The following is a 23470-nucleotide window of genomic DNA, read 5'->3' on the forward strand; positions in this document are numbered from 1 at the left end:
GCGCAGGCGGCCGGCGACGGGAAGCGGGCCGGAACGCCTCCGTGCTGAGGGGCGTTCCGGCCCGCCGGTGTCGACCGGTGTCGACCGGTGTCAGCCGGTGGTGCAGCTGGCGGTCGGCCAGGTGCGGTTGCCGTTGTGCTGGACGGTCAGGCCCCAGGTGTTGCCGCTGCCGTTGGGTTTGGCGACGAGGACCTGGCTGCTCGGGTAGGTGACGGAGGCGTTCCAGGTCGAGAGCACCTTGGCGGGGGAGGGGACGTTCAGGGTGACGGTCCAGTTCGAGGAGCCGCTGACGGAGACGTTGAGGTTGTAGCGGTCGCTCCACTGCTGTCCTGCGGACAGGGTCGCGGTGCAGCCGGTGCCGCCCCCGCCGCCGGAGCCGCCGCCGTCGGGGGCCACGGCACGCCCGGTCTGCGGCGAGATCATCCCGGCGCACAGGCCCCGGGAGGCCAGGTTCTGCGCGATGCGCGGGATCGCGGCGAGCGTGTTGGCGGACCAGTCGTGCATCAGGATGACCTGCCCGTTGCCGAGCCGGGACGCGGCCTGCACGATCGCGTCCGTACTGGCGCCGTTCCAGTCCTGCGAGTCGACGTCCCACAGGACCTCGGTGAGCCCGTACTTGGACTCGACCGAGCGCACGGTGGCGTTGGTCTCGCCGTACGGCGGGCGGAACAGCTTGGGCGTGCCGCCGCCCGCGGCCGCGACGGCCTGCTGGGTCCGCGCTATCTCCGAGTCGATCTGGGCCTGGCTCAGCTGGGTGAGGTGCGGGTGGGTGTAGCTGTGGTTGCCCACCCACATGCCCGCGTCGACCTGTGCCTTGACCTGGGCGGGGTTGGCGGCGGCGTACTGGCCCTGGTTGAACATGGTGGCCCGCAGCCCGTTCTGCTTGAGGGCGTTGAGCAGGGAGGGGGTGCTGCTGGAGGGGCCGTCGTCGAAGGTGAGGCCGACGTAGCCGTTGCAGGCGGCGGCCTGCGCGGGGGCGGGCGTCACGGCGACGGTGCTCGCGGCGGCCAGGGCCGCGACGGCGAGTCCGGCCAGGGACCGCGGGGAGCGGAGGGAGCGGGAGCGGGCGGACGGGTGTCGTGGGGTCGGCATCCGGGTGATCCTTCGTGTCGGGGCGGCGAAGCGGTCGGGGGAGGGGTCAGCTCGCGGAGCAGGAGACGGACGGCCAGGTGTACGTGCCGTTGTGCTGGACGGTCAGGCCCCAGGTGTTGCCGCTGCCGTTGGGTTTGGCGACGAGGACCTGGCTGCTGGGGTAACTGGCGGAGACGTTCCAGGTCGAGAGCACCTTGGCGGGGGAGGGCACGTTCAGGGTGACGGTCCAGTTCGAGGAGCCGCTGACGGAGACGTCGAGGTTGTAGCGGTCGCTCCACTGCTGTCCGGCGGACAGGGTCGCGGTGCAGCCGGTGCTGCCCCCGCCGCCCCCGCCGGAACCCGTGCCGCCGACCGTGATGTTGGAGCTGCCGCTGCTCTGGTAGCCCTCGGTCGCCATGATCATGTAGTTCATGGTGCCGAGGTTCATGCCGGCCCGGGCCCAGGCGTCGAAGTGGTTGCCGGTGGTGATGGTGCCTCCGGTCCGCTTCGACTGGCGGACGCTCCAGTACTGCTTGAAGGTCTTGGTGCCTTCGATGGAGGGGGCGTTGTACCGGGTCGTCTCGTAGATGTCGTACGTGCCGCCGTCACTGGTGACCGTGCCCTTGAACGTGCCGGTGGGGCGGTAGGTCCCCCAGTTGTCGACGATGTAGTACTCGACGAGCGGGTTGGTCGACCAGCCGTAGAGCGTCAGGTAGGCGTTGCCGGACGGGTTGAAGGTGCCCGAGTATGTCACGGTCCTACGGCCGCCGGTGCTCCAGCCCTTGCCGAGCACGAAGTTGCCGACGTTGCTCCACTGGGTGCTGTAGTTGCCGCCGGAGCCGAGGTTCATGGAGACCGAGCCGCCGCCGTCGGTCCAGAACGAGTAGTAGTAGCCGTTGTTGGTGCCGGTCTGGTTCGTGGTGACCACCGTGTCGGCACTGGCGGCGCTGGGCGCGATCAGGGCGAGCACGGCGGCCAGGGCGATCGCCCAGACGCTCTTCAGTGTTCTCATGCGCGGGAGTCCTCCTCATGACACCGGTGGGGGCGCGAGCACGGCGTCAGTGTTGGCCTGAGCACATCAACAGTCAATATTTCGGTAAGCAATCCGAAACATTCGAGGCGGAAGTGCGCCGTCCGGCAATGCTTTTCCCCAGCTCGGAAAGGGTGAACGTACAACCGAACAAATTCCGACAAAGTCACACGCCCGAGAGATGTGCGTCACGAGGTCTGTCAATCCCGAAACTTTCGCTTCTCTTCCGGTCGGATTCCGGTCGGATTCCGGTGCGGCCGGGACCGAGGAGAGGGCCCGCGACCGGTCAGACGCCGAGGGCCTGGCGGACGGTCGGGCGGCAGTCGATGACGGCGTCGGCGGGCGCGGCCAGGCGCAGCCGGTCGCCGGTGTGGTGGTCGATCTCCCCGGCGAGGGCGAGGGCGAGGACGCGGACACCGCAGGCGGCCGTGGCCACGACCGACAGCCGCTCGGGCCGCTCGGCTCGTACGGTCTGCGCCACGTCTCCCTCGGTCATGCCGGCGATGGCGGCACACGGGGGGCCGCCGCCCGGGCGGCTGTCCGCGCGCGACCGGTGATGCCACCTGTGTGGTGGAGGCAACAGGGGGAGGGGAGGCGTGACCCGGGGAACTGCGGGTACGCGCCGGAATGTGAACGGGGTAGCAAAGGCGACCGGCACGGAACCCGGGCCCTTCGGCCGGGACGGCGCGGCGTCGGACACGCAGATCACGCAGGGCGGTCACCACAGGCCTGCCCTGCAGACGACGATGGCCCTCGACGGGGACGGCGCCTGCATCGCCCAGGCCCGCCACCGGGCCGTGGAGTTCCTCACCCGGGTGCAGGCCGTGCACGGACTGCCGGTCTCGCAGCGCGCCATGGACGTGACGCAGCTGGTGGTGAGCGAGCTGGTCACCAACGCCCGCAAGTACGCGCCCGGTCTGGTGCTGATGGACCTGCGGATCGCCGGTGACGTGGTGGAGGTGGTGGTGTGGGACTCCGAGCCCGTGCTGCCGCTGCCGCGGGCCGCCGACCCGGGGCGGGTGGGGCAGCACGGCCTGGAGATCGTGATGGCGGTCGCGCAGGGCTTCGAGGTGCAGCGGGAGCCGGTGGGCAAGCGCATCACCGTCGGGATCGCACTGCTGGACGACCCGAGCGGCGCGATCACCGGACGCCGGCCCCTGTAGGAGTCACCCCTCGGTCCCCGTCGCCCCTCGGTGACGGGGAACCGTACGCTTCGTCCACGCGCGGTGCGGTGACGGGCGGAGGCCGGCTGGCGGCGGCGCGTCCCGCGTCGGGCGGGCCCCCGCGGCACAGCCACGACCGTACGTGATCCGTGATCAGCGTCAGCCCGTGCGGCCCGGAACGGATCCGGCCGGACCGCGCCTCGTCCGACGTGCAGGCGGACGGGATCACCGTGCACGACCCGGGCCAGGCCCGGTCGCGCACCACCCGGGTGCCGTCCGGCGCGTCCCGCCGGCGGTGAGGGAGTCGCTGACCGGGACGCCCGGGGCGAGTTCGAACGGCCGTCGTGCGCTCCGCGCCCCTGCGCGACGCGTTCCGCGCTGCGGCGGGCACCTTCTGCGACCCGGTGCACCTGGTCCAGGAGCGGCCGATGTTCGTGTTGTCGCGGCTGCTAGGTCTGGCCGTGAGGCGACGGCGCACCCGCGCTCCGGCCCCTCCGACGCCCGTGTCGCCGCGGTGCTCGCCCCGCTCCGCGCCGGCCTCTCCGCAACCCCGCGGCCGGCCGAACCGGCCGACAAGGCGGGGATCTCCCGGGAGCACCCGATCCGCACGGTCACCCGCGCCACCGGAACCCCGTCCTGCGCCCGGCACTTGGCGGCCCGGCCGCGCCGGGGCGAGTCCGTCGCCGCCGGGCCCCGCTTCCGGTCCCCGTGCCGGTCGTCAGAGGGCCAGGGCCTCGCGGAGGGTGGGGTAGCAGTCGATGAGGGCGTCGACGCCGACGAGCCGCAGGACGCGCAGGACCTGCGGCCGGACCCCGGCCAGCCGCAGGCGGCCCTCGTCACCGTGTGCCTGGTGGGCGGTGATGAGGGCGTTGATGCCGCTGGAATCCATGAAGGTGACGCCGCTGAGGTCGGCCACGGTGCGCGGCCTGGTCAACCCGTCGGGCGGCGTGAGGGCCTGACGGAGCGGGTCGGCGGTGTGGTGGTCGATCTCGCCCTTGACCATGACGACCGTGACACCGTCCACTAGGGCACTGGTGACGGACAGCCGCTCCGGTCCCGTGAGTTCGTCGGTGCCTGCCACGCTTCCCTCCACAGCGCTCGGTGACATTCGGGCCATTGTTTTCGGGAGATTGCCCCGGATACCGCGGGTACATGCCTGCGCACCCCGGACGGTGCCGGGGTGCGCGGGCCGTGTCGGCGCTACTTCAGGTAGGGGCCGTCCGCCCCGATCTTTCCGGGACCGTCGAGGACGTAGACGCGGAGGTTGCCCTTGCCGGGGGCCGCGACGGTGAGCCTGCCGTCGGTGACGGTCCTGGTGTCGCCGGTGACGGCGTCCCGGTAGGTGCCGTTGGGGATGCCCGTGTAGGCGGCCGCGCCGGTCACGGTGACGAGCGCGAAGCTGTCGGTGCCGCCGCTGGTGTAGCGGCGCTTGAAGGCCATGGTGCCCGAGACGTTCTCGGTGGAGTACTGGCCGGTCTGCAGGGCCGGGACGGCCCGGCGGATCTGGTTGAGCCGCTGCAGGTGCCGCACCAGGGGCTGTCGCAGGGTGGTGGCCACCTTGCCGCCGGCCGACTCGACCTGGCTGAAGCCGGACACCTTCAGATCACCGGTCAGGTGGTCGCCGTAGTAGGCGCGTCCGGTCGTGGCGAGCGGGCAGGTCGGCCCGCAGTCGATCTTCTGGCCCTTCTGGAACTCGATCTCCGACCCGTAGTACAGGGTGGGGATGCCGCGGAAGGTCCACATGAGGGACATGTTCTCGGCCCAGGCGTCCGTGCCGCCGTCGTAGCGGGTGCTCGACTTGTTGGGCCCGTAGTCGTGGCTGTCGACGTAGACGACGTTGTAGGTGGCGTCGTTGACGCTGTCGTCGGAGTCCTTGCCGTTGTGGAAGGCGTTGGCCGCGTCCCCGAAGTTCATGTGCATCCGCATGTCGATGATGTGCATGCCGGAGAACCTGCTGTGGTCGGGGGCGTGGTACGTGTTCCCGTTCAGGAAGGCGTTGGTGGAGGTCGGCTGGCCGGCGGTGCCCAGGTCGTTCTCGTGGGCGTACTGCTCCAGGGCGGCCGCGGTGTCGTCGGCGCTGTACTCCTTGCGTTCCTTCCACGTGTAGAACTGCGCCGAGTGGTTGACCGAGCCGCGGTTCCACTTGTCGTTGACGAAGGCGGCGACCTCGCCGAAGACGAAGAAGTTCCTGGCCGCCTCGGCACCGAACCGCTGCGTGACGCGCTCCTGGATGGCGGGCAGGAAGCGGCGGTTCCAGGTGACCCGCGGGATGTGGACGGCGGTGTCGACGCGGAAGCCGTCCACGCCCATGTCGATGTACTTGTCGTAGGCGCCGATCAGGTAGTTCTGCACCTGCGTCTTCTCGGTGTCGAGATCGGCGAGGTCCTCGTGCAGCCAGCAGGAACGGGAGTCCTCGCCCTCCCAGTTGCCGATCCAGCACTGGTGGTAGTACGCCTTGGGGAACATGCCGGAGGTGGGGCTCGGCCACTGGCAGTTGTAGACGGTGTACCCCTCGGCGCTCCTGCCGCCGGTGGGCTTGCCCCAGTTGAGGCAGGTGTTGCCGGTCGGCTCGGCGGTGGACCACAGGTCGCCGTTGTAGTACGACTTCCCGGACTTGGGCTCCACGGTCAGCCCGTCGTACGCGAAGCCCTCGTTCTTCTCGTCGTAGTACCAGCTCCACTGGGTGTCCCGGACGCCGAACACGGTCGGGGTGAACAGGCCCTTGGCGCCCCAGCGCGAGGAGTGGTTGTAGACGACGTCCTGGTAGATCTTCATGCCCTTGGCGTGGGCGGCGTCGATCAGGTCCTGGTAGGAGGCGCCGGCCGACTCCAGGCGGGGGTCGACCCGGTAGAAGTCGTAGCCGTGGTAGCCGTGGTAGTCGTAGTCCGAGCGGTTGAGGACGACCGGGGTGATCCACACCGCCGAGAAGCCCAGGGCCTTGATGTAGTCGAGGCGCTCCACCAGGCCCTTGAAGTCGCCGCGGAACATGGGGTCGTCGTTCGCCGCGTTGCCGGACTTGGTGTGCTGGCTGCCGCCCCGGTTGTCGGCGCTGTCGCCGTCGTGGAAGCGGGCGGTCATGACGAAGTAGATCGGGTCCTTGCGCGGGTCCGTGCCCAGCGGGGTGCCGGTGGCGGGCTCGGCCGGCTTCCTCCCGGTGGTGGCCGTGGCCGCGGAGGAGGCGGCCGAGGCGTTGCCGGCCGCGTCCAGGGCCCTGACCGTGTAGGTGTAGGCGGTGTTCTCCTCCAGACCGGTGTCGGAGAGCACGGTGGAGGTGACGTGGGTGACCGTCGTGCCCCTGGTGCCGCCGGTGCGGGTCACCTGGTACCCGGTCACGCCGGTGTCGTCGGTGGCGGCGTTCCAGGACACGACGACGGAGGTGCCGGACGCGCTCGCCTCGACGCCGCCCGGGACGCCGGGCGCCCGGGTGTCGGGGTCGGCGGCGGCGCACGGGTCCTTCGCGTCCGCGGTGACGGTGTTGTTCCGCACCGTGCTCGTACCGGCCGTGAGGGTGTAGTCGGAACCGTTGTTGTTGTCCCAGACGCCGTTGCCGTTGTTGAAGGCCGCTTTCAGCGAGGTCGCCGGGCCGAGGTCGACCGTGCGTTTCCACCAGCCGGCGCAGGCGGCTTCCATGCCCACGCCGGGCACGGTGGTCCAGGAGCCGCCGGCGGGCCGGTGGTGCAGGTTGGCGGTGGTCCAGCCGAGCGTCTCGGTGGAGTAGTAGACGGTGGCGGAGCCCGCCGTCCCCGGGTCGGTGCCGGCACAGGGATCGCTGTGCGCCACGGTCCCGTCCTTGACCGTGATGCTGCCGGTGCCCAGGGCGTAGTTCTGCCCGCCGTTGTTGTCCCAGGTGCCCGAGCCGTTGGTGAAGGTGGCCCGGAGCCCCTCGGCGGAGCCCAGGCCGACCGTCAGTTTCACCCAGTCCGTGCAGGCGGCCTGCATGCGCGTGCCGGGCACGGTGGTCCACGTTCCGCCGTCCGGGGCGTAGTGGAGGTAGTGGTCCGTCCAGTTCTTGGTCTTCGTGTAGTAGAAGACGGTGGCCGAGGCGGCGGCGGTGGCCGAGGCGGGCTCGGCCGCGGCCCCGGGTGCGGTGGGGGTGGTGACCGGCAGGACGAGGATGCCTGCCGCAAGAGCTCCGGCCGCCCAGGGTGGGGCGGAAGACCGGCGGCGTCTCATGCGCGTCTCCAGGATGCCGTGGGGAGGGTACGGATCTTCGACGGACGTGGAGCGGGGACCTTGACGCGCCTCGAAGCCCCCGGCGTCCGTGCCTGCAACGCATCGCTTGACGGAAAGTTCCGGCAACTCCTTGCAGGCGTCCGGAGATTACTCGTACATGTCAGGGGCGTAAAGGGTTCGCGCGGGGACGGGGAGGGTGCGTCCGGGGTCCCCTCCTCACCCGGCCGAGCTCGGGCGGGCGCAGGCCGGGCAGGCCGGGCAGGCCGGTGGACCCGGTGGACCCGGCGGGGGTGCCCGCGCCGGTGCGGGCGGACGCCCCGGCCACGCGTCCGTCGTCGCACGCAGGCCGGCCGTCCGTCAAGGGAGGGCGGACCTCAGGGGAGGGCGGGCGCCTGGGGTGTGCGGGCCGTCGAGGGTGCGCCGACCGTCAAGGCATGCGGGCCGTCAAGGGCGTGCGGGCCGTCGAGGGCGTGCCGGGCCGTCGAGGGCGTGCCGGGCATCGCCCGGGCGGCCGTCGACCGGTCAGCGCCGTTCCGCCGGTCGCTGCGCGCCGCCGTGCGGGCCGGCGGCGGTGGAACCCCGAACCACCAGTTCCGGCATGAGGACGAACTCCGTCGGGGGAGGCGGCGACCCGGCCATCTCCTCCAGCAGCGCGTCCACGGCGATCTGCCCCATCGCCTTGACGGGCTGTCTGACGGTGGTCAGCGGCGGGTCGGTGAACGCGATCAGGGGGGAGTCGTCGAAGCCGACGACCGAGACGTCGCCGGGTACGTGAAGTCCGCGCTGCCGCGCGGCCCGTACGGCCCCGAGGGCCATCATGTCGCTGGCGCACACGATCGCCGTGCACCCCCGGTCGAGCAGGGCCGCCGCCGCGGCCTGACCGCCCTCCAGCGTGAACAGGGAGTGCTCGACCAGCTCCCCGGCCGCCTCGGCCGTCAGGCCCAGGTGCTCGCGCACGCCGGTCCGGAAGCCCTCCATCTTGCGCCGCACCGGCACGAAGCGCTCCGGTCCCACCGCCAGGCCGATGCGCGCGTGCCCCAGCTCCGCCAGGTGGGCCACGGCCAGCCGCACGGCGGCCCGGTCGTCCGGGGAGACGGAGGGCGCCCGGATCGCGGGGGAGTGGCCGTTGACGAGCACGAAGGGCACGTGCTGCTCGTGCAGCCGGTCGTACCGCCCGGTGTCGGCACTGGTGTCGGCGTGCAGCCCGGAGACGAAGACGATGCCGGCCGCCCCGCGGTCCACGAGCATCCGCGTCAGCTCGTCCTCGGTCGAACCCCCGGGCGTCTGCGTGGCCAGGACGGGCGTGTACCCCTGGCGTGTCAGCGCCTGCCCCATCACCTGGGCCAGCGCGGGGAAGACGGGGTTGTGCAGCTCCGGGGTGATCAGGCCGACCAGCTCCGCGCGCCGCTGCCGCGCCGACTGCTCGTAGCCCAGCGCGTCGCGGGCGGCGAGCACGGAGTCCCGGGTGCCCGAGGCCACGCCCCGCGCGCCGTTGAGCACGCGGCTGACGGTGGCCTTGCTGACGCCCGCCTGGGCTGCGATGTCGGCGAGCCGCGTGGTCATGGCAGGCCACTGTACCCGCAGGCGGTCACCGCGTGCATCGGACAGGGACTCGCCGGCGGGCGTGGCCCCGTGCGGTGTCGAGGGGGCGGAGTGGTCCCGCGGCGGCTCCGCGGCCCGGCGGGGCTGGTGATCCGGTCCGGCGGGCCGGGCGCGTGGGCCCGGACGGTGCCGGGCCTCCGATCCGCCGGACCGGACGTCCACCGAACGTAGCACCTCTGAAACGCTTGCGAAAGAACTTGCATGCGTCGTGCCTCACTTGACGGCATGTCATTTTTTCGCCTGTCCTGGCTTCGGTTCTTCGAGGACGGCGGAAGCCGGTTGTGCAGTCGAGTATGGCCACGTCAGGCGAGATGCCGGACGTGGTGCGCCGCGACCCGAGGGCCTTCCCCCGATGCCGGTCGGCATGGTGACGGTCTGTCAGAAAACCGTGGTGACCTGGGAATTCGCCTGGCGCCGCACCGGTGTCGGCCGTTGAAGGCGAAATCACCTGCTTGTGAAACTTGCCGCAAATCTTTTCAGGCGCTCGCCGTTCCTTCCTACGCTGGGGCCGACTGTTCACCAAGTGAAGGGAAGCAGTGCGATGCGGCGGTTCATGCGTTCAACTGTTCCGGCTGTGGCGGTGGTCCTGGCACTCGCGACCGCGGGCGTTCCGGCCTTCGCGGCGGCCCCGGAGACGGCGGGGACACCGACGAGCGGCGCGCCCGACTGCGTGCGCCTGAACGTGGGCTGGCGCTACACGTTCGTCACCAACGACTGCTCCGACGGGTACTCCCTGACGGTCGTGTACCGCGACGGCACGGACGTCCCGTGCCGGTGGGCGTCGCCCGGCGCGGTCCTCACCTTCCCTGGGTACGGAACCCAGGGCAACGAGGTGGTGGGCGCCGCCGTCTGCGAGTCCGGCGGCGACGCCTGACGGTCCGTCCCCCGCCGGCTCCCACGATCACCGGTGCCGCTGCTGCCGTGTCCCGCCGCCGACTCACCAGTGTCGAGGGCGGGTCGGCGGCGGCGCACTACGGCTGGCCACAGGTCCGGGCGGTGGCGGGCACCATTCTCCCCGGGCGGCGCCGGGCCTAGCTTCGCCGTCATGACGACGAGGAAACCGAAGGGCACGAACACGGAGAAGGTCTCCCGCGGCCGGGCCCGGCGGCTGGGCCTCCCCGCCGCGGCACTGGTCCTGGCGGTCTCGGCCACGGCCGCCGGCACCACCGCGTCCACCGGAGGCACGCGGACGGCCCCGCCCGGCACCACCGCCTCCGTCGGGGACACGCGGACAGCCCCGGCCGGCACCGCCGCGTCCACCGCCGCCACGCCCCGGGCGGCCCCCGCCGCCGGCCTGGCCGCCTACTACGGTCAGCACGTCACCTGGACGGACTGCCGGCAGGGGCCCGACGACGAGGCGGGCGGCGCCCTGGACCGGGCCGGGGCCGACTGCGCCCGCGTGACCGTGCCGCTGGACTACGGCCGGCCGACCGGCCGGACGATCGAGATCGCCGTGTCGCGGCTGCCGGCGGCCGACCCGGCCCGCCGCATCGGAAGCCTCGTGCTCAACCCCGGCGGACCCGCCGAAGCGGCCCTCGACATGCCCCTGGCGACCCGCGCGTACCTCGGTGGGGCCGCCGCGCGGTACGACCTGATCGGGGTGGACCCCCGCTTCGTGGGGCGCAGCGCGCCGATCGACTGCGACTGGCCCACCGGCATCTGGATCCGCTCGGCCGGGACCGGCCGGGCCGCCTTCGACCGGCAGGCCGCCTTCCAGAAGGACCTGGCCGAGCGGTGCGCGCGGCGGCACGGCGACGTGCTGCCGCACGCGACGACCCGCAACACCGCCCGTGACATGGACGTCGTGCGCGCCGTGCTGGGCGAGCGCCGGATCTCCTACCTCGGGTACTCCTACGGCGCGTACCTCGGCGCCGTGTACACGCAGATGTTCCCGGGGCGCACCGACCGGGTGGTCCTCGACAGCGCCGCGGACCCGCGCCGGTGGGGAGCCGGGCCGTGGCTGGGCACCGAACCCGCGGCGGAACGGGCGCTGCGCGCCTGGGCGTCCTGGGCCGCGGACCGGCACTCCGCCCACCACCTGGGCGGGAGCCGCGCCGAGGTGCTCGCCACCGTGGGGCGGATCGTCCGGGCGGCGGGGCGACAGCCGCTGCGCGTGGGGGCGCACGAGGTCGACGAGCACGTGGTGCCGTATCTGATCATGCGGGGTGTCGGCAGCGACCGGGAGGAGAACCGTGCCGCGTTCTCAGGCATGGTGACGGCGCTGGACCGGGCGGCGCGGCGGCTGCCGGTCACCCCGACCCCGGAGCTGGAGGAGCTCCTGCGCTTCCTGCTCGACGGCGCGGGTTCGCCCTACGGCGGCCAGGCGGCCGCGATCGTCTGCGGCGACACCGCCGCCCCCCGCGACCCCGACACCTACTGGCGCGAGATCCAGGACAGCCGTCAGAGCCACCCCCTCTTCGGACCGCTCACCCACAACATCGCCCCCTGCGCCTTCTGGCCCGGGTCACCGGGCGAGGCGCCGACCGAGATCGCCAACGGCACCCCGGCGCTGATCGTCTCCACCACCGGCGACACGGCCACCACCTACCGCGGCAGCCGCGCCCTGCACCGCCTCCTGACCGGCTCCCGGCTGCTCACCCTCGACGGTGCCATCGGCCACGGCGTGTACGGGACGTACGGCAACGCCTGCGTCGACCGCACGGTGAACGCCTACCTCGTCTCCGGCGACCTGCCCGAGGGGGACCCGACCTGCCGCACGTGACGGGGACCGGGTGGTCGGCATTTCAAGAAGTTCTGTCACCTGTGTTGACGCGAACGCGCCACGCAGCGACATTACTTACCGGTAGAACCGATCGGTAATCCCGCAACCAGGCCCACGGCCGTCCCCCCCACCACGTGCCGCCCGCCCCACGGCCGTCGGCGCCCTTCTGCTCGAGCCGCTTCTTTCTCGCACAAGCACCCCGCGCGGACACGGTCGTGTCCGCGTCCCCGCACCGCTTCCCGAGAAGAGAGAGCACATGCCGAACCCTCCCCGTCATGCCGTGGTCGCGACAGCGCTGGCCGGCGCGCTGTCCCTGGGCCTCACCGGCGCCACCACCGCGCACGCCGCACCGGCGGCGGACCCGGCCGCCGTGCGGACCGTGGACTACGTCGCCCTGGGCGACAGTTACAGCGCCGGCTCCGGCGTTCTCCCCGTGGACCCCACCAACCTGCTGTGCCTGCGCTCCACGGCCAACTACCCGCACGTCATCGCCGCCGCGACGGGCGCCCGCCTCAAGGACGTGACCTGCGGCGCCGCCCAGACCAAGCACTTCAGCGAAGCCCAGTACCCGGGCACGGCCCCCCAGTTGGACGCCCTCGACGCCGGCACCGACCTCGTGACCCTGACGATCGGCGGCAACGACAACAACACCTTCATCGGCGCCCTGACGGCCTGCGGCACCGCGGGCCTGCTCAGCGGCGGGAAGGGCAGCCCGTGCAAGGACAAGCACGGCTCCTCCTTCGACGACCAGATCGACAGGAACACCTACCCCGCGCTCAAGGCCGCCCTGTCGAGCATCCGCGCCAAGGCGCCCAACGCCCGCGTCGCCGCGCTGGGTTACCCCTGGATCACGCCCGCCACCGCCGACCCCTCCTGCTTCGCCAGACTCCCGCTCGCCTCCGGTGACGTGCCCTACCTGCGCGCCATCCAGGCGCACCTCAACGCCGTCGTCGAGCGCGCCGCCGAGGAGACCGGCACGACGTACGTGGACTTCTCCCAGGCGTCCGAGGGCCACGACGCGTGCAAGGCGTCCGGCACCCGGTGGATCGAGCCGCTCCTCTTCGGCCACAGCATCGTCCCCGTCCACCCCAACGCCCTCGGCGAACGGCGCATGGCCGAACGGACCATGGCGGTCCTCGGCCTGGACTGATCCGGATCCCGCGCCCGAGCGGCGGTCCCGCGCCCGAGCGGCCGTCAGGCGCGAGGCCGACGCGAGCAGGTCCCCGGCCGCAGGACCGGCCGGGGACCGGTCAGCCGACGCGCAGCGAGTCGATCAGGATGTTGACGTCCGGCCAGAGCTTCTTCCCGGTCTCCGGCAGGGAGATCCACAGCAGCGAGGCCCGGGGACGTCCGGTGCCGACCACGACGACGGCGGAGAGGTCCGTCGTGGCCTCGACCCCGTACTCGCGGAAGCGCATCTCGCGGACCGGCACCCGGGCCCGGTGACCGCCGACCGTCAAGGGCTGGGGGCGACGTCGCGGCTGTGGGTCTCGCCGCTGACGTACGCGTGCTTCTGCCGCTCGTCCCGGACCGCCGCGGCCGGCTTGCGCAGCGGTCCGGAGCCGGTGGCCAGGGCCGTCCGCTTCGTCACGGCTCCGTGGTCCACGTTCCGGCGGACCCGCCCGACGGAGGTGGGACGGACCGGCGTTGCCCGCCCGTGCGCACGCGCCGTCCGCTACGTTCGCGTGATGCGGAAGCTCACCGAGACCGAAGACCTGTCGGCGCCGGTCCGTGCCGCGCTGGGACCGGGCTGCCGCGTGGCCGCGGTGGACCGGCTGCGCGGGGGCAGCCGGAAGGGCGTGTACCGGGTGCGCGTCGACGGATCCCCGGTGACGAGTGTGATCGTCTACCGCTGGGCCGAGGAGGAGAACTTCTGGCCGGGCGGGCGCGGCTCCGACGCCGGGGATCCGCTCGCACCCGCCTCGGGCCTCACCCCGTTCCTCGCCGCCCGGCAGAAGCTGGACGACCTGGGCGTGAGGGTGCCGCGGCTCCTCCTGGCGGACACCGGCCGGCCGGCGGACGTGGCCGTCGTCGAGGACCTTTCCACCGACACGCTCGAAGCCCTCCTGGAGAGCGATCCCGCCCGTGCGGCCGCGGCCCTGAACGACCTGGCGGCACAGGTGCGGGTCATGCACGGGCACCTCGCCCCGGAGCACGGCCGGACGGACGCGCCGGAGCGGGGCGGCACGGCACGCGGAGCCTCCTGCGAGCAGCTGGTGCTCGACCGGGCGCTCCGCGATCTCGAAGAGGCCGCGGGCAGGGACCGCAGGCTCGCCGCGGCGCACGGCCGGGTCCGCGACCGCCTCCACGGCCTCGCCGCACGGGTCGCTCCCCGGGCCGAGTACGGGCTGATCCACGGAGAACTGGGCCCCGACCACGTCATGGTCGACGCCGACGGCCACGCGGTGCTGATCGACATCGAGGGCCTCACGCACTTCGACGTCGAGTGGGAGCACGTCTTCCTCCGGCTCCGCTTCGGCGGGCACTACCCCGTCCTGTCCCGGCCCGGTCTCGACCCCCGGCGGCTGGACCTCTATCGGCTCGCGATGTGCCTGTCCCTGGTCGCCGGCCCGTTGCGCCTGCTCGACGGCGACTACCCGGACCGGGCCGCCATGCTCGGGATCGCCGAGCACAACCTGCGGGAGGCCCTGGCACTCCTGCCGCCGGTGAGCGGATCGGGCAGGAATCGAGAAGCGGCTGCCGCGGAGCCGCACCTAGGGTGACCGCCATGGACATCACCATCCACACCAGCGTCCTCCCGCACGACGACCCGGACGCGGCCCTCGCCTTCTACCGCGACGTCCTCGGCTTCGAGGTCCGCAGCGACGTCGGGCAAGGCAGGATGCGCTGGATCACGGTCGGCCCCGCCGGCCGGCCCGACACGTCCCTCCTCCTGGCGCCGCCGGCCGCCGACCCCGGGATCACCGAGGACGAGCGCCGCACCATCACCGAGATGATGGCCAAGGGCACCTACGGCTGGATCCTGCTGGCCACCCGCGATCTCGACGGCACCTTCGAGAAGGTGCAGGCCCGCGACGCGGAGGTCGTCCAGGAGCCGACCGAGCAGCCGTACGGCATCCGTGACTGCGCCTTCCGCGATCCCGCCGGCAACCTGATCCGCATCCAGGAGGTCCGCTGACCCGTCCGGGCGGCGGCCGTGGGCCGGGCCCGCCGACGAGAAGGAGTGCCGTCATGTGCCATCCCTCCTGGGGGCGCGCTCGCGCCGCCGCGCAGCGCCTCGGCGACCTGGCGCGGCTGCGCCGCGTCCGCGACCGGATAGACCGCGAGTACGCGCGGCCGCTGAACGTCGAGGAACTCGCCCGCGGTGCGCACCTGCCCGCCGGCCACCTGAGCCGGCAGTTCCGGGAGGCCTACGGCGAGTCCCCGTACGCGTACCTGATGGCGCGCCGCATCGAGCGCGCGGCGGCGCTGCTGCGGCGCGGCGACCTCGGCGTCACCGACGTCTGCTTCGCGGTCGGCTGCGCCTCACCGGGCGCCTTCGGTACCCGCTTCACCGAGCTGGTCGGCATGTCGCCCGGCGCCTACCGGCGGATCCACACGGCGGGCGGCACGACGGGGATGCCGCCGTGCGCCGTGCGACAGGTGACCGGGCCGGTGGGGAACCGGGAGGCGCCGGCACCCGGACCGCACCCGGTCTGACGGCAGGAGCGCCGCTCGCGGACGGGCGCGGGCGCGGGCCCGACGGGGCTGCGGCGCCGGAGCCGAGGAGGACGTGCGCCGCCGTGAGCGGCCCCGGCGCGATCCGCCGTCGACGGTCCTCAGCGCGAGCCGTCTCCGGGGCGGCCCAGAGCGAGCCGTACGACGCGCGGCCAGTCGGCTGTCGCTCCGCTCCCCGGTGGGCCCGGGCGGTCGCGCGGGACGCGGACCCGCAGCGCCCCCGGTACCGTGCGGCACACCACGGGCGCGGGGAGCAGCACGTGTTCCCCGTCGATCCCGACGGGGACGGTGTCCGTGTCGCTCTCCACGACCGCTTCCCTCGCGGTGAGCCTCAGCAGGCTGGTGGAGCGGGCGCCGCGCACGATCCGCGCGGCCTGTGCGGTGGTGCCGACCCGCAGGCCCAGCAGCCCGAGCAGCCCGGTGTCGAGCCGTACCCGGCGCCCGGGCCGGGCCGCGTCGACGGCGCGCAGATAGGGGTTGTTGCTGACGAGCAGTGCCTGCAACCCGTCGGCGCGGGTGCCGCCGGCCCTCATCCGCAGCCGGGGGGCGTCCGGTCCGGTGAGGAGCGCGGGCAGCTTCTGCAGACTCGTGTGCACCTTCCGCCCGCGGTAGGCGGGGTCGGACACGATGGCCGCGTACGTGCCGAAGGAAGCGTTGTTGACGAACACCCGGTCGGCCGCGAAGCCGAGGTCGACGCGGAGTTCGACGCCGTCGGCGAGGGCGTCCAGGGCTGTGGCCGGGTCGTCGCGGTCGAGGCCGAGGTCGAGGGCGAAGTGGTTGCGGGTGCCGGCGAGGATCACCATGAAGGGCAGGTCGTGCCGGGCCGCGACCTCGGCCACCAGGGCCTGGGTGCCGTCGCCGCCCGCCACCGCCAGGAGGTCGGCCCCCTCCGCCACGGCCTGCCGGGCCAGCCCGGCCGCGTCCTGCGGTCCGGTGCCCAGCAGGACCACACGGGCGCCCGCCCGCCGTGCCTTCTCCTCCAGGTGGAACCGGCCGACCTTGCCGCCGCCGGAGCGCGGGTTCATGAGGATCCACGGGTGCCGGGGCACCGGGGCGGAGCCCTGCTCGTCCGGGGCGCGCCGGGGCGTGCCCGCGACGCGGGCCGCGATCGTGGCCAGCACCCACAGGGCGAGGGAGAGCAGGACCGTCGTCAGGACGCCGGTCGAGGCGTACAGCACGAGCACGGCGAGGGGCGCGGTGGCACACAGGAGGACTCCGGCCGTCCGCACCACGCCGGTGCGGGACAGGGCCCACCACACCCCGACGGCGGCGACGGCCAGTCCGGCGACAGCGGGCAGCACCCAGAGCAGGCCGCGCAGCCCGGCGGTGACGAGCGGGACCAGCAGGCCGGCGGCGAGCGCGAGCAGGGCCAGACGCGCCCAGCCGGGGCGGCCCCGCCCGGCGTCCGCTCCGGCGCGGGGGCCCGGTGCGCCCGCCGTGGGGCCGGGCCCGGTCATGCGACGCCCTCCCTCACCCGTCGCCCGGGGCGAGGGGGCCGTCCTTCTGCGCCGCGCACAGGGCCCGGACGACGCACCCGGACACCGCGGTACTCACGATCGACCAGGCCGGGCAAGAGGACAGTGGGAGGAAGCCGGCGACGAGCCCGGCGGCCACGCCGGCGACGCGCGCCCACCGGGACGCCCGGTCCTGCCGGACCGAGCCCGCGCGTGGGGTCGGTGGCGGTCATCCTGCTGCCTCGCTTCCTGCAGGTTCGGGGTGTTCGGTTCGGTGCGGTGTTTCGGTGCGGTGCGGTGTGGTGCGTTCGGTGCGGCGGGGACGGGCGACGGGGTTCAGGCCGGCGGGCGGGACCCGCTCAGGACCGGCTCCCCGGCCCCGCGGAACTCGTCGTCCGTGACGCCGCCGCGGGCGCGGATCCCGGACAGCCCGACGGGCTCGCCGACGCCGCGGGGCCCTCTGCCGGCGGTCTCCCGGACACGGTCGTCGAAGGCCTGCTGCCGGGCGCGTGCCCGCCGCGCCTCCCGGCGCCCCATGTGCTCGCCGCGGGGGATCACGCGGACGAACACGCCCGGGAAGGGCACGACGACGGACACGAGCCGGCCCGTCTCGGCCCGGCCGTTCAGGATGCCGCCGCAGAAGATGTCGGCGACGATCCGGAAGAGCAGGAGGAACCACACGATCCACAGGGAGAACACCGGCATGGTCCAGAAGGCGCCCAGCGGCGGACGGCCGTACGCGAGGTGTGTCGGCCCGTTCATGTCGCTCCTCGGTCGTGCCGGCGCGGTGGCCCGGCCGTGACGTCTCCAGCGTGCGCACGGCGGGGGTGGCGGGGGCGCCCCCCGCGGGGGGGGGGGCCCGCCCCCCCCCCCGGGGGGCCCCCCCCGCGGGGCGGGGGGGGGCGGGCACCCGCGGGGGGCCCGGGGCGGGGGGCCCGGGCCCCCGGGCGGGGGGGGCGGGGGGGGGGGGGGGCGCCCCCCCCGCGGGGGGGGGCCCCCCCCCCCCCCGCCCCCGCGGGCTGCCCGCACGGCCGGGCAGGCGTACGCCGGAACGCGGCGGCGCCCGGTGTCCGGGCTCCCGGGCCCACGGGACGATCCGCCGGCGTGCGTCGGGGTTTCGGGGCCGGCACCCCGGCTCCGGCGGGCACGGAGCGGAGAAGGAAGCCGCCGCGACGGCGGAGGCCCCTGGCGGACGCCGTCGCGCGGGGTGTCTCCCGGACCGCCGGCCGGGCGGCGCCGGGGACCGGCCGGGCCGTCGTCCCGCGCGCCTTCGCCCGCCGGATCACCCCCGGAGGGTGATCCGTTCACGGCACCGGGGCGCTGGGGTGGTCGTCGACGGCGGGCACCGGCCCTGTGCGGGAGCGGAACGAAGGGAGACGGGATGAGTGACCCCTCGGCGGCCCGGACACGGCACCCCCGGCCCGCGACGGGCGCGTCCGGGCGCGACCGCAAGCCTTCTTCCCGCAGGCGTACGGCGGTCGCGTCGGCCGCCCGCGCCGTGCTCACCGCCGCCGGTCTCGTCACCGCCTACTACCTGCTGCCCCTGGACGAGCAGCGCACGGGCGGCGCGCTGGCACTGCTGGTGTGCGGTCTGCTGGCGGTCCTCGTCCTGTTCGCGTGGGAGGTCAGGAGCATCGTGCGCTCGCCTCACCCGCGGCTGAGGGCCGTCGAGGCGCTGGCGGCCACGCTGGCCCTGTTCCTGGTGCTCTTCGCCGGCACCTACTACCTGCTGGACCGCACCACCCCGCACTCCTTCAGCGAGCCGCTGAGCAGGACGGACGCCCTGTACTTCACGCTGACCACGTTCACCACCGTCGGCTTCGGCGACATCACCGCCCGCTCCGGGACGGGGCGGGTGGTGACCATGCTGCAGATGACGGGAGGACTGCTGCTCGTGGGCGGTGCGGCGCGGGTGCTGGCGAGCGCCGTCCAGGTGGGGCTGCGCCGGCGGGACGGCGGACCGCCCGTGCTCCCGGACACGGAGACCGGTCCGGGGAAGCGGGGCGGCGACGCCGGCCCGTGACCGTACCCGAGTGCCCTCCGGCGGCCTGGTCGCCGTCACTTGAGTACGCGTACTCAGGCGACCCGACGGCACCGGCGGACAGACTGCGCTCACCAGCACACACGGGGAGTCGCCATGCCACAGCATCATGACCGGTTCGGGTACCGCGCCGCGGCGGTCCTGCTCGCGCTCGGGGCCGGGGCGCTGTCCCTGACCGGCTGCTCCCTCCAGGACGCGGTCTGCGGGGGAGGCCACTACCCGGTGGCGGCCGTGGGGTACGAGGGGGGCGGGGACTGCGTACCGGAGGGGGAGGAGCCGCCCGAGGGCTATGTGCGGTACCCCGAGGGCAAGGTACCCGAGCACGTCGGCGACAAGTGGGACGAGTACTGGAACGAGCACGCGCTCGACGAGAACGGGCGTGAGACCGAGGGCGAGTAGGCGGAAGGGCAGGCGCCCTCCCCGGGGACGGAGGCCGGGTCGTGCCGCCGGGCGACGAACCGCCGGTCCGGGGGCGGAAAACCGGAGTCGTGCCGGGAGAGGGGCGCGGGACGGACCCGCCGCCCTTGCCCGGCCGGTCCGTCCCGCGCGCGGCGGCGCACGAGCGGCGGACGGCGGTACGGCACCACCGACAGCGCGCCCGGGGCGCCCGGGAACGAGGCAGGCAGCACATGGCGAACGAACGGAACGGCGGGCGGCACACGGCCGGACAGATGGTCGGGCGGGTCGCCGGACGGATCGCGGACAACTGGATCAGCCGGGTCTGCCTGATGCTGTACGCGGCGGTCTGGGTGTGGGTCGCGATCGACTCCACCCTGGTCCGGCACGAGGACGCGGCGGTGTGGCCGTGGCTGATCACCGCCCCGGTCAGCCTGCCGTTCCTGTTCCTCCCGGAGGGCGGGGGAGCGGCCGGGCTCGCCCGGTTCGTCGTGCCGACGCTGGTCGCGGCCCTGGTGAACGCCTGGCCGATCGGCACCGTGGTACGCCGCCTGCGGCGCGGCCACCCGGCCGCCGCCTGATTCGACCCGCATCCCTCACCGGCCGGTCCGGGCCGCCCGCGCCCGCCCTGAACGCCCGCTGCACCACCGTTGCGGAAGCCGGGCGTGAGGGGAGCGTTCCCGGCGCGGCCGCGCGGAGCCGGACCGCGAGGGGGAGCGGTCCCGGCGGACCCACGGCGACCGGCGACGGCCGGGAAGCGCGTCCCCGGCGACTCACCGTGACCGAGGCGACAACGGTCCGTCCGCAACCGGAGCGGCGACAAGATCGTCTTGGGGGAGGAACATCACCGGGCCCGGCGCGTGCCGCGCGAGGCCCGGGCCCCTCCCACCATGAGAAGAGGACCTGTGTCGCCCTTACTTCCGGGCCGTCCGGCAGGGCGGCCCGTCGCCGCCGGCCTCGCCCTCGCGGGAGTCGCCGCCGCCGTCCTGACCGGCCAGGGCGGTCTGCACACGGTGGTCGGCTGCGGCATCGCCAACGACGACCTCCCCTCCCGGACCGCGCAGGACTGGGTCACCCACGCCGACCACGTCGTCGTGGCCACGCCGACCGCCGAACAGGACACGGGCCGCCGCGAGTTCACCGAAGGGCCGCTCAGCCACCGCACCGACCGCGAGGTGACCTTCCGCAACGACGAACTCCTGTGGTCCGCCGAGAGCCCCCGGCGCCCCCTGGGCAAGGACTTCACCATGGTGGCCGACGGCTGGGACGTGTACCGGGGGAGCGGCGACCGCGTGAAGAGGACGACCGCGGCCGCCCCGCGCCTGGAGACCGGCCACACGTACGTGCTCGCGCTCCGCTGGAGGGACGGCCGGTGGACCGTCCTCGGCGAGGGCGCCGCCGTCCCCTTCGACGACCGCACCGTCGCCCAGGGGGAGTGGTGCGGTCGCGTCCTGAGCAAGGAGGACGTGGCGCGCGGCGAACGCTTCTCCCGCGAGGACGACACCAGCCTGGAGGAAGTCCTGTCCGGCCGGGACGAGCAGGCGGTGAAGCGCGAACTCGACGGCGCGAGCGGCAGATGACCCCGCCGACGGGGCGCACGACGGGTGCCCCGCGTGCCGTGGCCGAACGGAAAGCTCTGGGCTTGCTCAAGACGCGCTTCGGACCGCCGCGACCGCGGGCATCCTGCGGGCAGCCGGCACGAAGGGCCGGCCGAAGGGGGGAATCATGGGAGTGAGATGGGTCTTCGTGATCGGTGTCGTGCTGGGACTGGTCGCGGTGTGCAGCTGGATGATCCGCCGGGCCTGGCGGCGGGCCTGGGACGACCTGGGCCGGCAGGTCTCCCCGCTGAACTCCGCTGCCGGGTACGGGAACGGGCCCTGGACGACGAGCGGCGGCGCGTACTCCGCGCCGGCGGCGACGACCAGTGGCAGTCCGTCCGGCTCCTCGTCCTGGTACGACACGGACACCGCCGGCGGCGGGTCGTCCAGCGGGTGTTCCTGCGGCAGTTCGTCGTCGTGCGGCAGCAGCTCGTCGTCCTGCGGCAGTTCGTCCTCCTCGTGCGGCAGTTCGTCGTCGTCCTGCGGCAGTTCCTGCTGAGGCGGCCGGCGGCCCGGCCGTCATGTGCGGGACTCCCGCGGCGGTGTGCAGGAAGGCCGTGAGTTCCCTCACGAGGGCGGCCGGGCGGCGGTGCACGACGCAGATCTCGCGTGCCGGCGCGAGCCCGCGCAGACCGTGGACCGGGACCCGCGTGCGGCCGGTGCCGGCGAGCAGGCTCTCGGACACGAGGGCGACGCCCGGGCCGGCGCCGACCAGCGCCAGGACGACGTGGTAGCCGGCCGGCTCGTGGGCGACGCGGGGTTCGATGCCGGACCGGTGGGCGAGGTCTCCGGGCAGGTCCGGTTCGGAACGCCGGGTGCGCCGGAGACCCACGTTTCGTTCCGAGCCGTTCCAAGTCAATGCCGGTGCCGGTACCGGTGCGTGCCGCGCCCCTGGCGAGGCGGTGGCCGGAGGGCAGCACCGACCGCAGCGGATCGGCGGGCAGCGGCTGCCGGTCGGGCCCCGAACGGGGCGTCGGGCCCCGCCCGGGTGGCGCTGGGTGATCAGCACGTCGAGATCGCCCGACGTCACCGGCCCGTGGCGGTCGGGCGGTTCGATGCCGATCAGCGACAACCCGGCTTCCGGGTGACCGCGTCGGAGCGCGGCCAGGGCCGCTGGCCCCAAGGTCTGCGCTGCGGTGGCGAACGAGCCCTGCGCGAGGCGCTGCGGCTGTGCCCCCATCGTGGCCTCGACCGCGCGGCACGCGCCTGCCGGAGCTCGCCGATCACCCGCTTCGCGTGCTCGGCCAGGACGGCTCCGACCGGGGTCGGCGTGACGCCGGCCGAGTGGCGTCCGGGCAGGCGGGTGCCCAACTCCGCCTCCGGTTGGGAGATCTGCGGGGAGAGCGCCGAGGGCGTGGGGGACAACCCGCGCGCCGCCTCGGCGACGGAGGCGGCGCGTGCCACCTCCACCAGGACCCGCAGGCGCCGGACGTCCGGTTCTCCCGGCGTGCCGCCGTCGTGAGCACCGCTGACGGCCGCTCACCGATCGTCGCTGGCGCTGACGGGGCGTCCGCTGAAGCATGGACCCCGTGAAGACTCCGACTCCCACGCTCACGCCCGCCGATGTCCGCGCGGCCGCCGACAGGATCCGCCCGTACGCCCGGCGCACCCCGCTGCTCGACCTGGAGACCGGCGGCCGGCGCGTCCTGCTCAAGCTGGAGTACCTCCAGCGCAGCGGCTCCTTCAAGCTGCGCGGCGCGCTCAACGCGATGCTCTCCGGCCCGCTGGACGACCACGTCGTCGCCGCGTCCGGCGGCAACCACGGCCTGGCGGTCGCGACGGCCGCGTCGCTGCTCGGCGCCGCCGCGACGGTCTACGTGCCGGAGACGGTCCCGGCGGCGAAGGCCCGCCGCATCGAGGCCGCCGGCGCGCGGCTGGTCCGGCACGGCGCCACCTTCGCCGAGGCCGCCTCGGCGGCGGCGGACGCCGCGACGCGGCCGGGACACCGGTTCCTGCACCCGTACGACGATCCGGCCGTCGTCGCGGGGCAGGGGACTGTGGCGGCCGAGATCGTGGCCGACGCACCCGGCGCCGACGCGATCGCGACGGCCGTCGGCGGCGGCGGCCTGGCGGCCGGCACCGCCCTCGCCGGCGCCGGGCGCCGGGTCGTCGCCGTCGAACCGGAGCACTGCCGCTGCCTGCACGACGCGCTCGCCGCCGGGGAGCCGGTCGACTCGGCGGTGGACTCCGTCGCCGCCTCCGCGACCGGCGCGAGCCGGGTCGGCGCGGTCCCGTTCGGCGTCCTGCGCGGGTACGACGTGTCGTCCGTCCTGGTCACCGACGCGCAGATCCTCGCGGCACGCGACCGGCTGTGGGAGGAGTGCCGGATCGCGGTCGAACCGGCCGCGGCGCTCCCGTTCGCCGCGTGGCTGGCCGGTCACGTCCCCGGAGACCTGCCCTGCCTGGTCCTCTGCGGCGCGAACGCGGACTGGACGGCCGAGGGAGGGCACGCGCCGTGACCGCCCGGGGTCGCACCGTCCCCGCCGCCTTCCGGTGACCCACCGGCGACCGGGCCGGGGCGGGCGCGCACCGACACCGGGGC

Annotated in this window: 24 protein-coding genes and 1 pseudogene; 13 read left to right on the forward strand and 12 right to left on the reverse strand. The window is 74.2% G+C overall.

Translation table 11 applies throughout. The features are described from left to right. Window positions 1–90: 90 nt before the first annotated feature. The 3 genes from ACIF8T_RS27175 to ACIF8T_RS27185 form a co-directional block, all read right to left on the reverse strand. Entirely contained in the window at window positions 91–1092 is a 1002-nt protein-coding gene (locus ACIF8T_RS27175) for a polysaccharide deacetylase family protein (protein ID WP_400038726.1), read from the reverse strand. A 46-nt stretch (window positions 1093–1138) separates the two neighbouring features. After that, window positions 1139–2083: a glycoside hydrolase family 11 protein gene (locus ACIF8T_RS27180; RefSeq protein WP_400038727.1), complete on the reverse strand. Its 945-nt coding sequence runs from the start codon at window positions 2081–2083 to the stop codon at window positions 1139–1141. Window positions 2084–2387: 304 nt separating this feature from the next. Continuing rightward, complete coding sequence (locus tag ACIF8T_RS27185; protein ID WP_400038728.1) at window positions 2388–2597, reverse strand: hypothetical protein; 210 nt, start codon at window positions 2595–2597, stop codon at window positions 2388–2390. 250 nt (window positions 2598–2847) lie between these two features. Between ACIF8T_RS27185 and ACIF8T_RS27190 the strand changes: the two genes are divergently transcribed. Next, complete coding sequence (locus ACIF8T_RS27190) at window positions 2848–3264, forward strand: ATP-binding protein (protein ID WP_400038787.1); 417 nt, start codon at window positions 2848–2850, stop codon at window positions 3262–3264. 718 nt (window positions 3265–3982) lie between these two features. On the opposite strand, the gene ACIF8T_RS27195 is transcribed toward ACIF8T_RS27190, so the two are convergent. From ACIF8T_RS27195 to ACIF8T_RS27205, 3 genes are all read right to left on the reverse strand, one after another. Then, entirely contained in the window at window positions 3983–4345 is a 363-nt protein-coding gene (locus ACIF8T_RS27195) for an STAS domain-containing protein (RefSeq protein ID WP_400038729.1), read from the reverse strand. 119 nt (window positions 4346–4464) lie between these two features. Then, window positions 4465–7437, reverse strand: coding sequence for a carbohydrate binding domain-containing protein (locus ACIF8T_RS27200; RefSeq protein ID WP_400038730.1), 2973 nt, complete (start codon window positions 7435–7437; stop codon window positions 4465–4467). Between the two features lie 522 nt (window positions 7438–7959). Then, a complete protein-coding gene (locus tag ACIF8T_RS27205) occupies window positions 7960–9000 on the reverse strand; it encodes a LacI family DNA-binding transcriptional regulator (RefSeq protein WP_400038731.1) in 1041 nt (346 codons plus the stop codon). A 562-nt stretch (window positions 9001–9562) separates the two neighbouring features. Here ACIF8T_RS27205 and ACIF8T_RS27210 point away from each other — a divergent pair. The 3 genes from ACIF8T_RS27210 to ACIF8T_RS27220 all read left to right on the forward strand — a co-directional run bounded on the left by ACIF8T_RS27210 (window position 9563) and on the right by ACIF8T_RS27220 (window position 12911). Beyond that, on the forward strand, window positions 9563–9913 hold the full coding sequence (locus ACIF8T_RS27210) for an alpha-amylase (RefSeq protein ID WP_400038732.1): 351 nt from the start codon (window positions 9563–9565) through the stop codon (window positions 9911–9913). 171 nt (window positions 9914–10084) lie between these two features. Continuing rightward, window positions 10085–11761, forward strand: coding sequence for an alpha/beta hydrolase (locus ACIF8T_RS27215; RefSeq protein ID WP_400038733.1), 1677 nt, complete (start codon window positions 10085–10087; stop codon window positions 11759–11761). 256 nt (window positions 11762–12017) lie between these two features. Continuing rightward, window positions 12018–12911 (forward strand): SGNH/GDSL hydrolase family protein, encoded by an 894-nt coding sequence (locus ACIF8T_RS27220; protein WP_400038734.1) that lies wholly within the window; start codon window positions 12018–12020, stop codon window positions 12909–12911. Between the two features lie 100 nt (window positions 12912–13011). Here the strand turns inward: ACIF8T_RS27220 and ACIF8T_RS27225 are convergent, their stop codons facing one another. Further along, complete coding sequence (locus ACIF8T_RS27225) at window positions 13012–13221, reverse strand: hypothetical protein (RefSeq protein ID WP_400038735.1); 210 nt, start codon at window positions 13219–13221, stop codon at window positions 13012–13014. Beyond that, on the reverse strand, window positions 13218–13352 hold the full coding sequence (locus ACIF8T_RS27230) for a hypothetical protein (RefSeq protein WP_400038736.1): 135 nt from the start codon (window positions 13350–13352) through the stop codon (window positions 13218–13220). The genes ACIF8T_RS27225 and ACIF8T_RS27230 overlap by 4 nt, the downstream gene beginning before the upstream one ends. 97 nt (window positions 13353–13449) lie before the next feature. On the opposite strand from ACIF8T_RS27230, the gene ACIF8T_RS27235 reads away from it, so the two are divergent. The 3 genes from ACIF8T_RS27235 to ACIF8T_RS27245 are packed head-to-tail and all read left to right on the forward strand — an operon-like array spanning window position 13450 to window position 15421. Beyond that, complete coding sequence (locus ACIF8T_RS27235) at window positions 13450–14484, forward strand: phosphotransferase (RefSeq protein ID WP_400038737.1); 1035 nt, start codon at window positions 13450–13452, stop codon at window positions 14482–14484. A gap of 5 nt (window positions 14485–14489) precedes the next feature. Beyond that, window positions 14490–14900: a VOC family protein gene (locus tag ACIF8T_RS27240; RefSeq protein WP_400038738.1), complete on the forward strand. Its 411-nt coding sequence runs from the start codon at window positions 14490–14492 to the stop codon at window positions 14898–14900. A 53-nt stretch (window positions 14901–14953) separates the two neighbouring features. Next, window positions 14954–15421 carry a helix-turn-helix transcriptional regulator gene (locus tag ACIF8T_RS27245; protein WP_400038739.1) on the forward strand — a complete coding sequence of 156 codons (468 nt, stop codon included), beginning with the start codon at window positions 14954–14956 and terminating at the stop codon, window positions 15419–15421. Window positions 15422–15540: 119 nt separating this feature from the next. Here ACIF8T_RS27245 and ACIF8T_RS27250 read toward each other — a convergent pair whose 3' ends face one another. Together ACIF8T_RS27250 and ACIF8T_RS27255 are read right to left on the reverse strand one after the other, a co-directional pair. Further along, the gene (locus tag ACIF8T_RS27250; protein ID WP_400038740.1) at window positions 15541–16896 is read right to left on the reverse strand and encodes a diacylglycerol/lipid kinase family protein; all 1356 of its coding nucleotides are present in this window, start codon (window positions 16894–16896) and stop codon (window positions 15541–15543) included. A gap of 333 nt (window positions 16897–17229) precedes the next feature. Beyond that, window positions 17230–17655: an SHOCT domain-containing protein gene (locus ACIF8T_RS27255; protein ID WP_400038741.1), complete on the reverse strand. Its 426-nt coding sequence runs from the start codon at window positions 17653–17655 to the stop codon at window positions 17230–17232. Window positions 17656–18274: 619 nt separating this feature from the next. On the opposite strand from ACIF8T_RS27255, the gene ACIF8T_RS27260 reads away from it, so the two are divergent. The 5 genes from ACIF8T_RS27260 to ACIF8T_RS27280 all read left to right on the forward strand — a co-directional run bounded on the left by ACIF8T_RS27260 (window position 18275) and on the right by ACIF8T_RS27280 (window position 21427). Further along, complete coding sequence (locus tag ACIF8T_RS27260; protein WP_400038742.1) at window positions 18275–18916, forward strand: potassium channel family protein; 642 nt, start codon at window positions 18275–18277, stop codon at window positions 18914–18916. 114 nt (window positions 18917–19030) lie between these two features. After that, window positions 19031–19333, forward strand: a complete 303-nt coding sequence (locus ACIF8T_RS27265; RefSeq protein ID WP_400038743.1) for an SCO0607 family lipoprotein — start codon at window positions 19031–19033, stop codon at window positions 19331–19333. A gap of 230 nt (window positions 19334–19563) precedes the next feature. Beyond that, entirely contained in the window at window positions 19564–19911 is a 348-nt protein-coding gene (locus ACIF8T_RS27270; protein ID WP_400038744.1) for an SCO4225 family membrane protein, read from the forward strand. A 324-nt stretch (window positions 19912–20235) separates the two neighbouring features. Further along, window positions 20236–20910 carry a hypothetical protein gene (locus tag ACIF8T_RS27275; RefSeq protein ID WP_400038745.1) on the forward strand — a complete coding sequence of 225 codons (675 nt, stop codon included), beginning with the start codon at window positions 20236–20238 and terminating at the stop codon, window positions 20908–20910. 145 nt (window positions 20911–21055) lie between these two features. Next, on the forward strand, window positions 21056–21427 hold the full coding sequence (locus tag ACIF8T_RS27280; protein WP_400038746.1) for a hypothetical protein: 372 nt from the start codon (window positions 21056–21058) through the stop codon (window positions 21425–21427). A 57-nt stretch (window positions 21428–21484) separates the two neighbouring features. Here the strand turns inward: ACIF8T_RS27280 and ACIF8T_RS27285 are convergent. Together ACIF8T_RS27285 and ACIF8T_RS27290 are read right to left on the reverse strand one after the other, a co-directional pair. Then, window positions 21485–22108, reverse strand: a pseudogene (locus ACIF8T_RS27285) (LysR substrate-binding domain-containing protein); the annotation flags it as partial. Next, complete coding sequence (locus ACIF8T_RS27290) at window positions 21991–22350, reverse strand: LysR family transcriptional regulator (RefSeq protein WP_400038788.1); 360 nt, start codon at window positions 22348–22350, stop codon at window positions 21991–21993. The gene ACIF8T_RS27290 and the pseudogene ACIF8T_RS27285, both read right to left, overlap by 118 nt. 107 nt (window positions 22351–22457) lie before the next feature. Between ACIF8T_RS27290 and ACIF8T_RS27295 the strand changes: the two genes are divergently transcribed. Then, window positions 22458–23387, forward strand: coding sequence for a serine/threonine dehydratase (locus ACIF8T_RS27295; RefSeq protein ID WP_400038747.1), 930 nt, complete (start codon window positions 22458–22460; stop codon window positions 23385–23387). The last annotated feature ends 83 nt before the right edge of the window (window positions 23388–23470 follow it).

Source organism: Streptomyces sp. NPDC085946, from assembly GCF_044540485.1.
Taxonomy (GTDB): domain Bacteria; phylum Actinomycetota; class Actinomycetes; order Streptomycetales; family Streptomycetaceae; genus Streptomyces.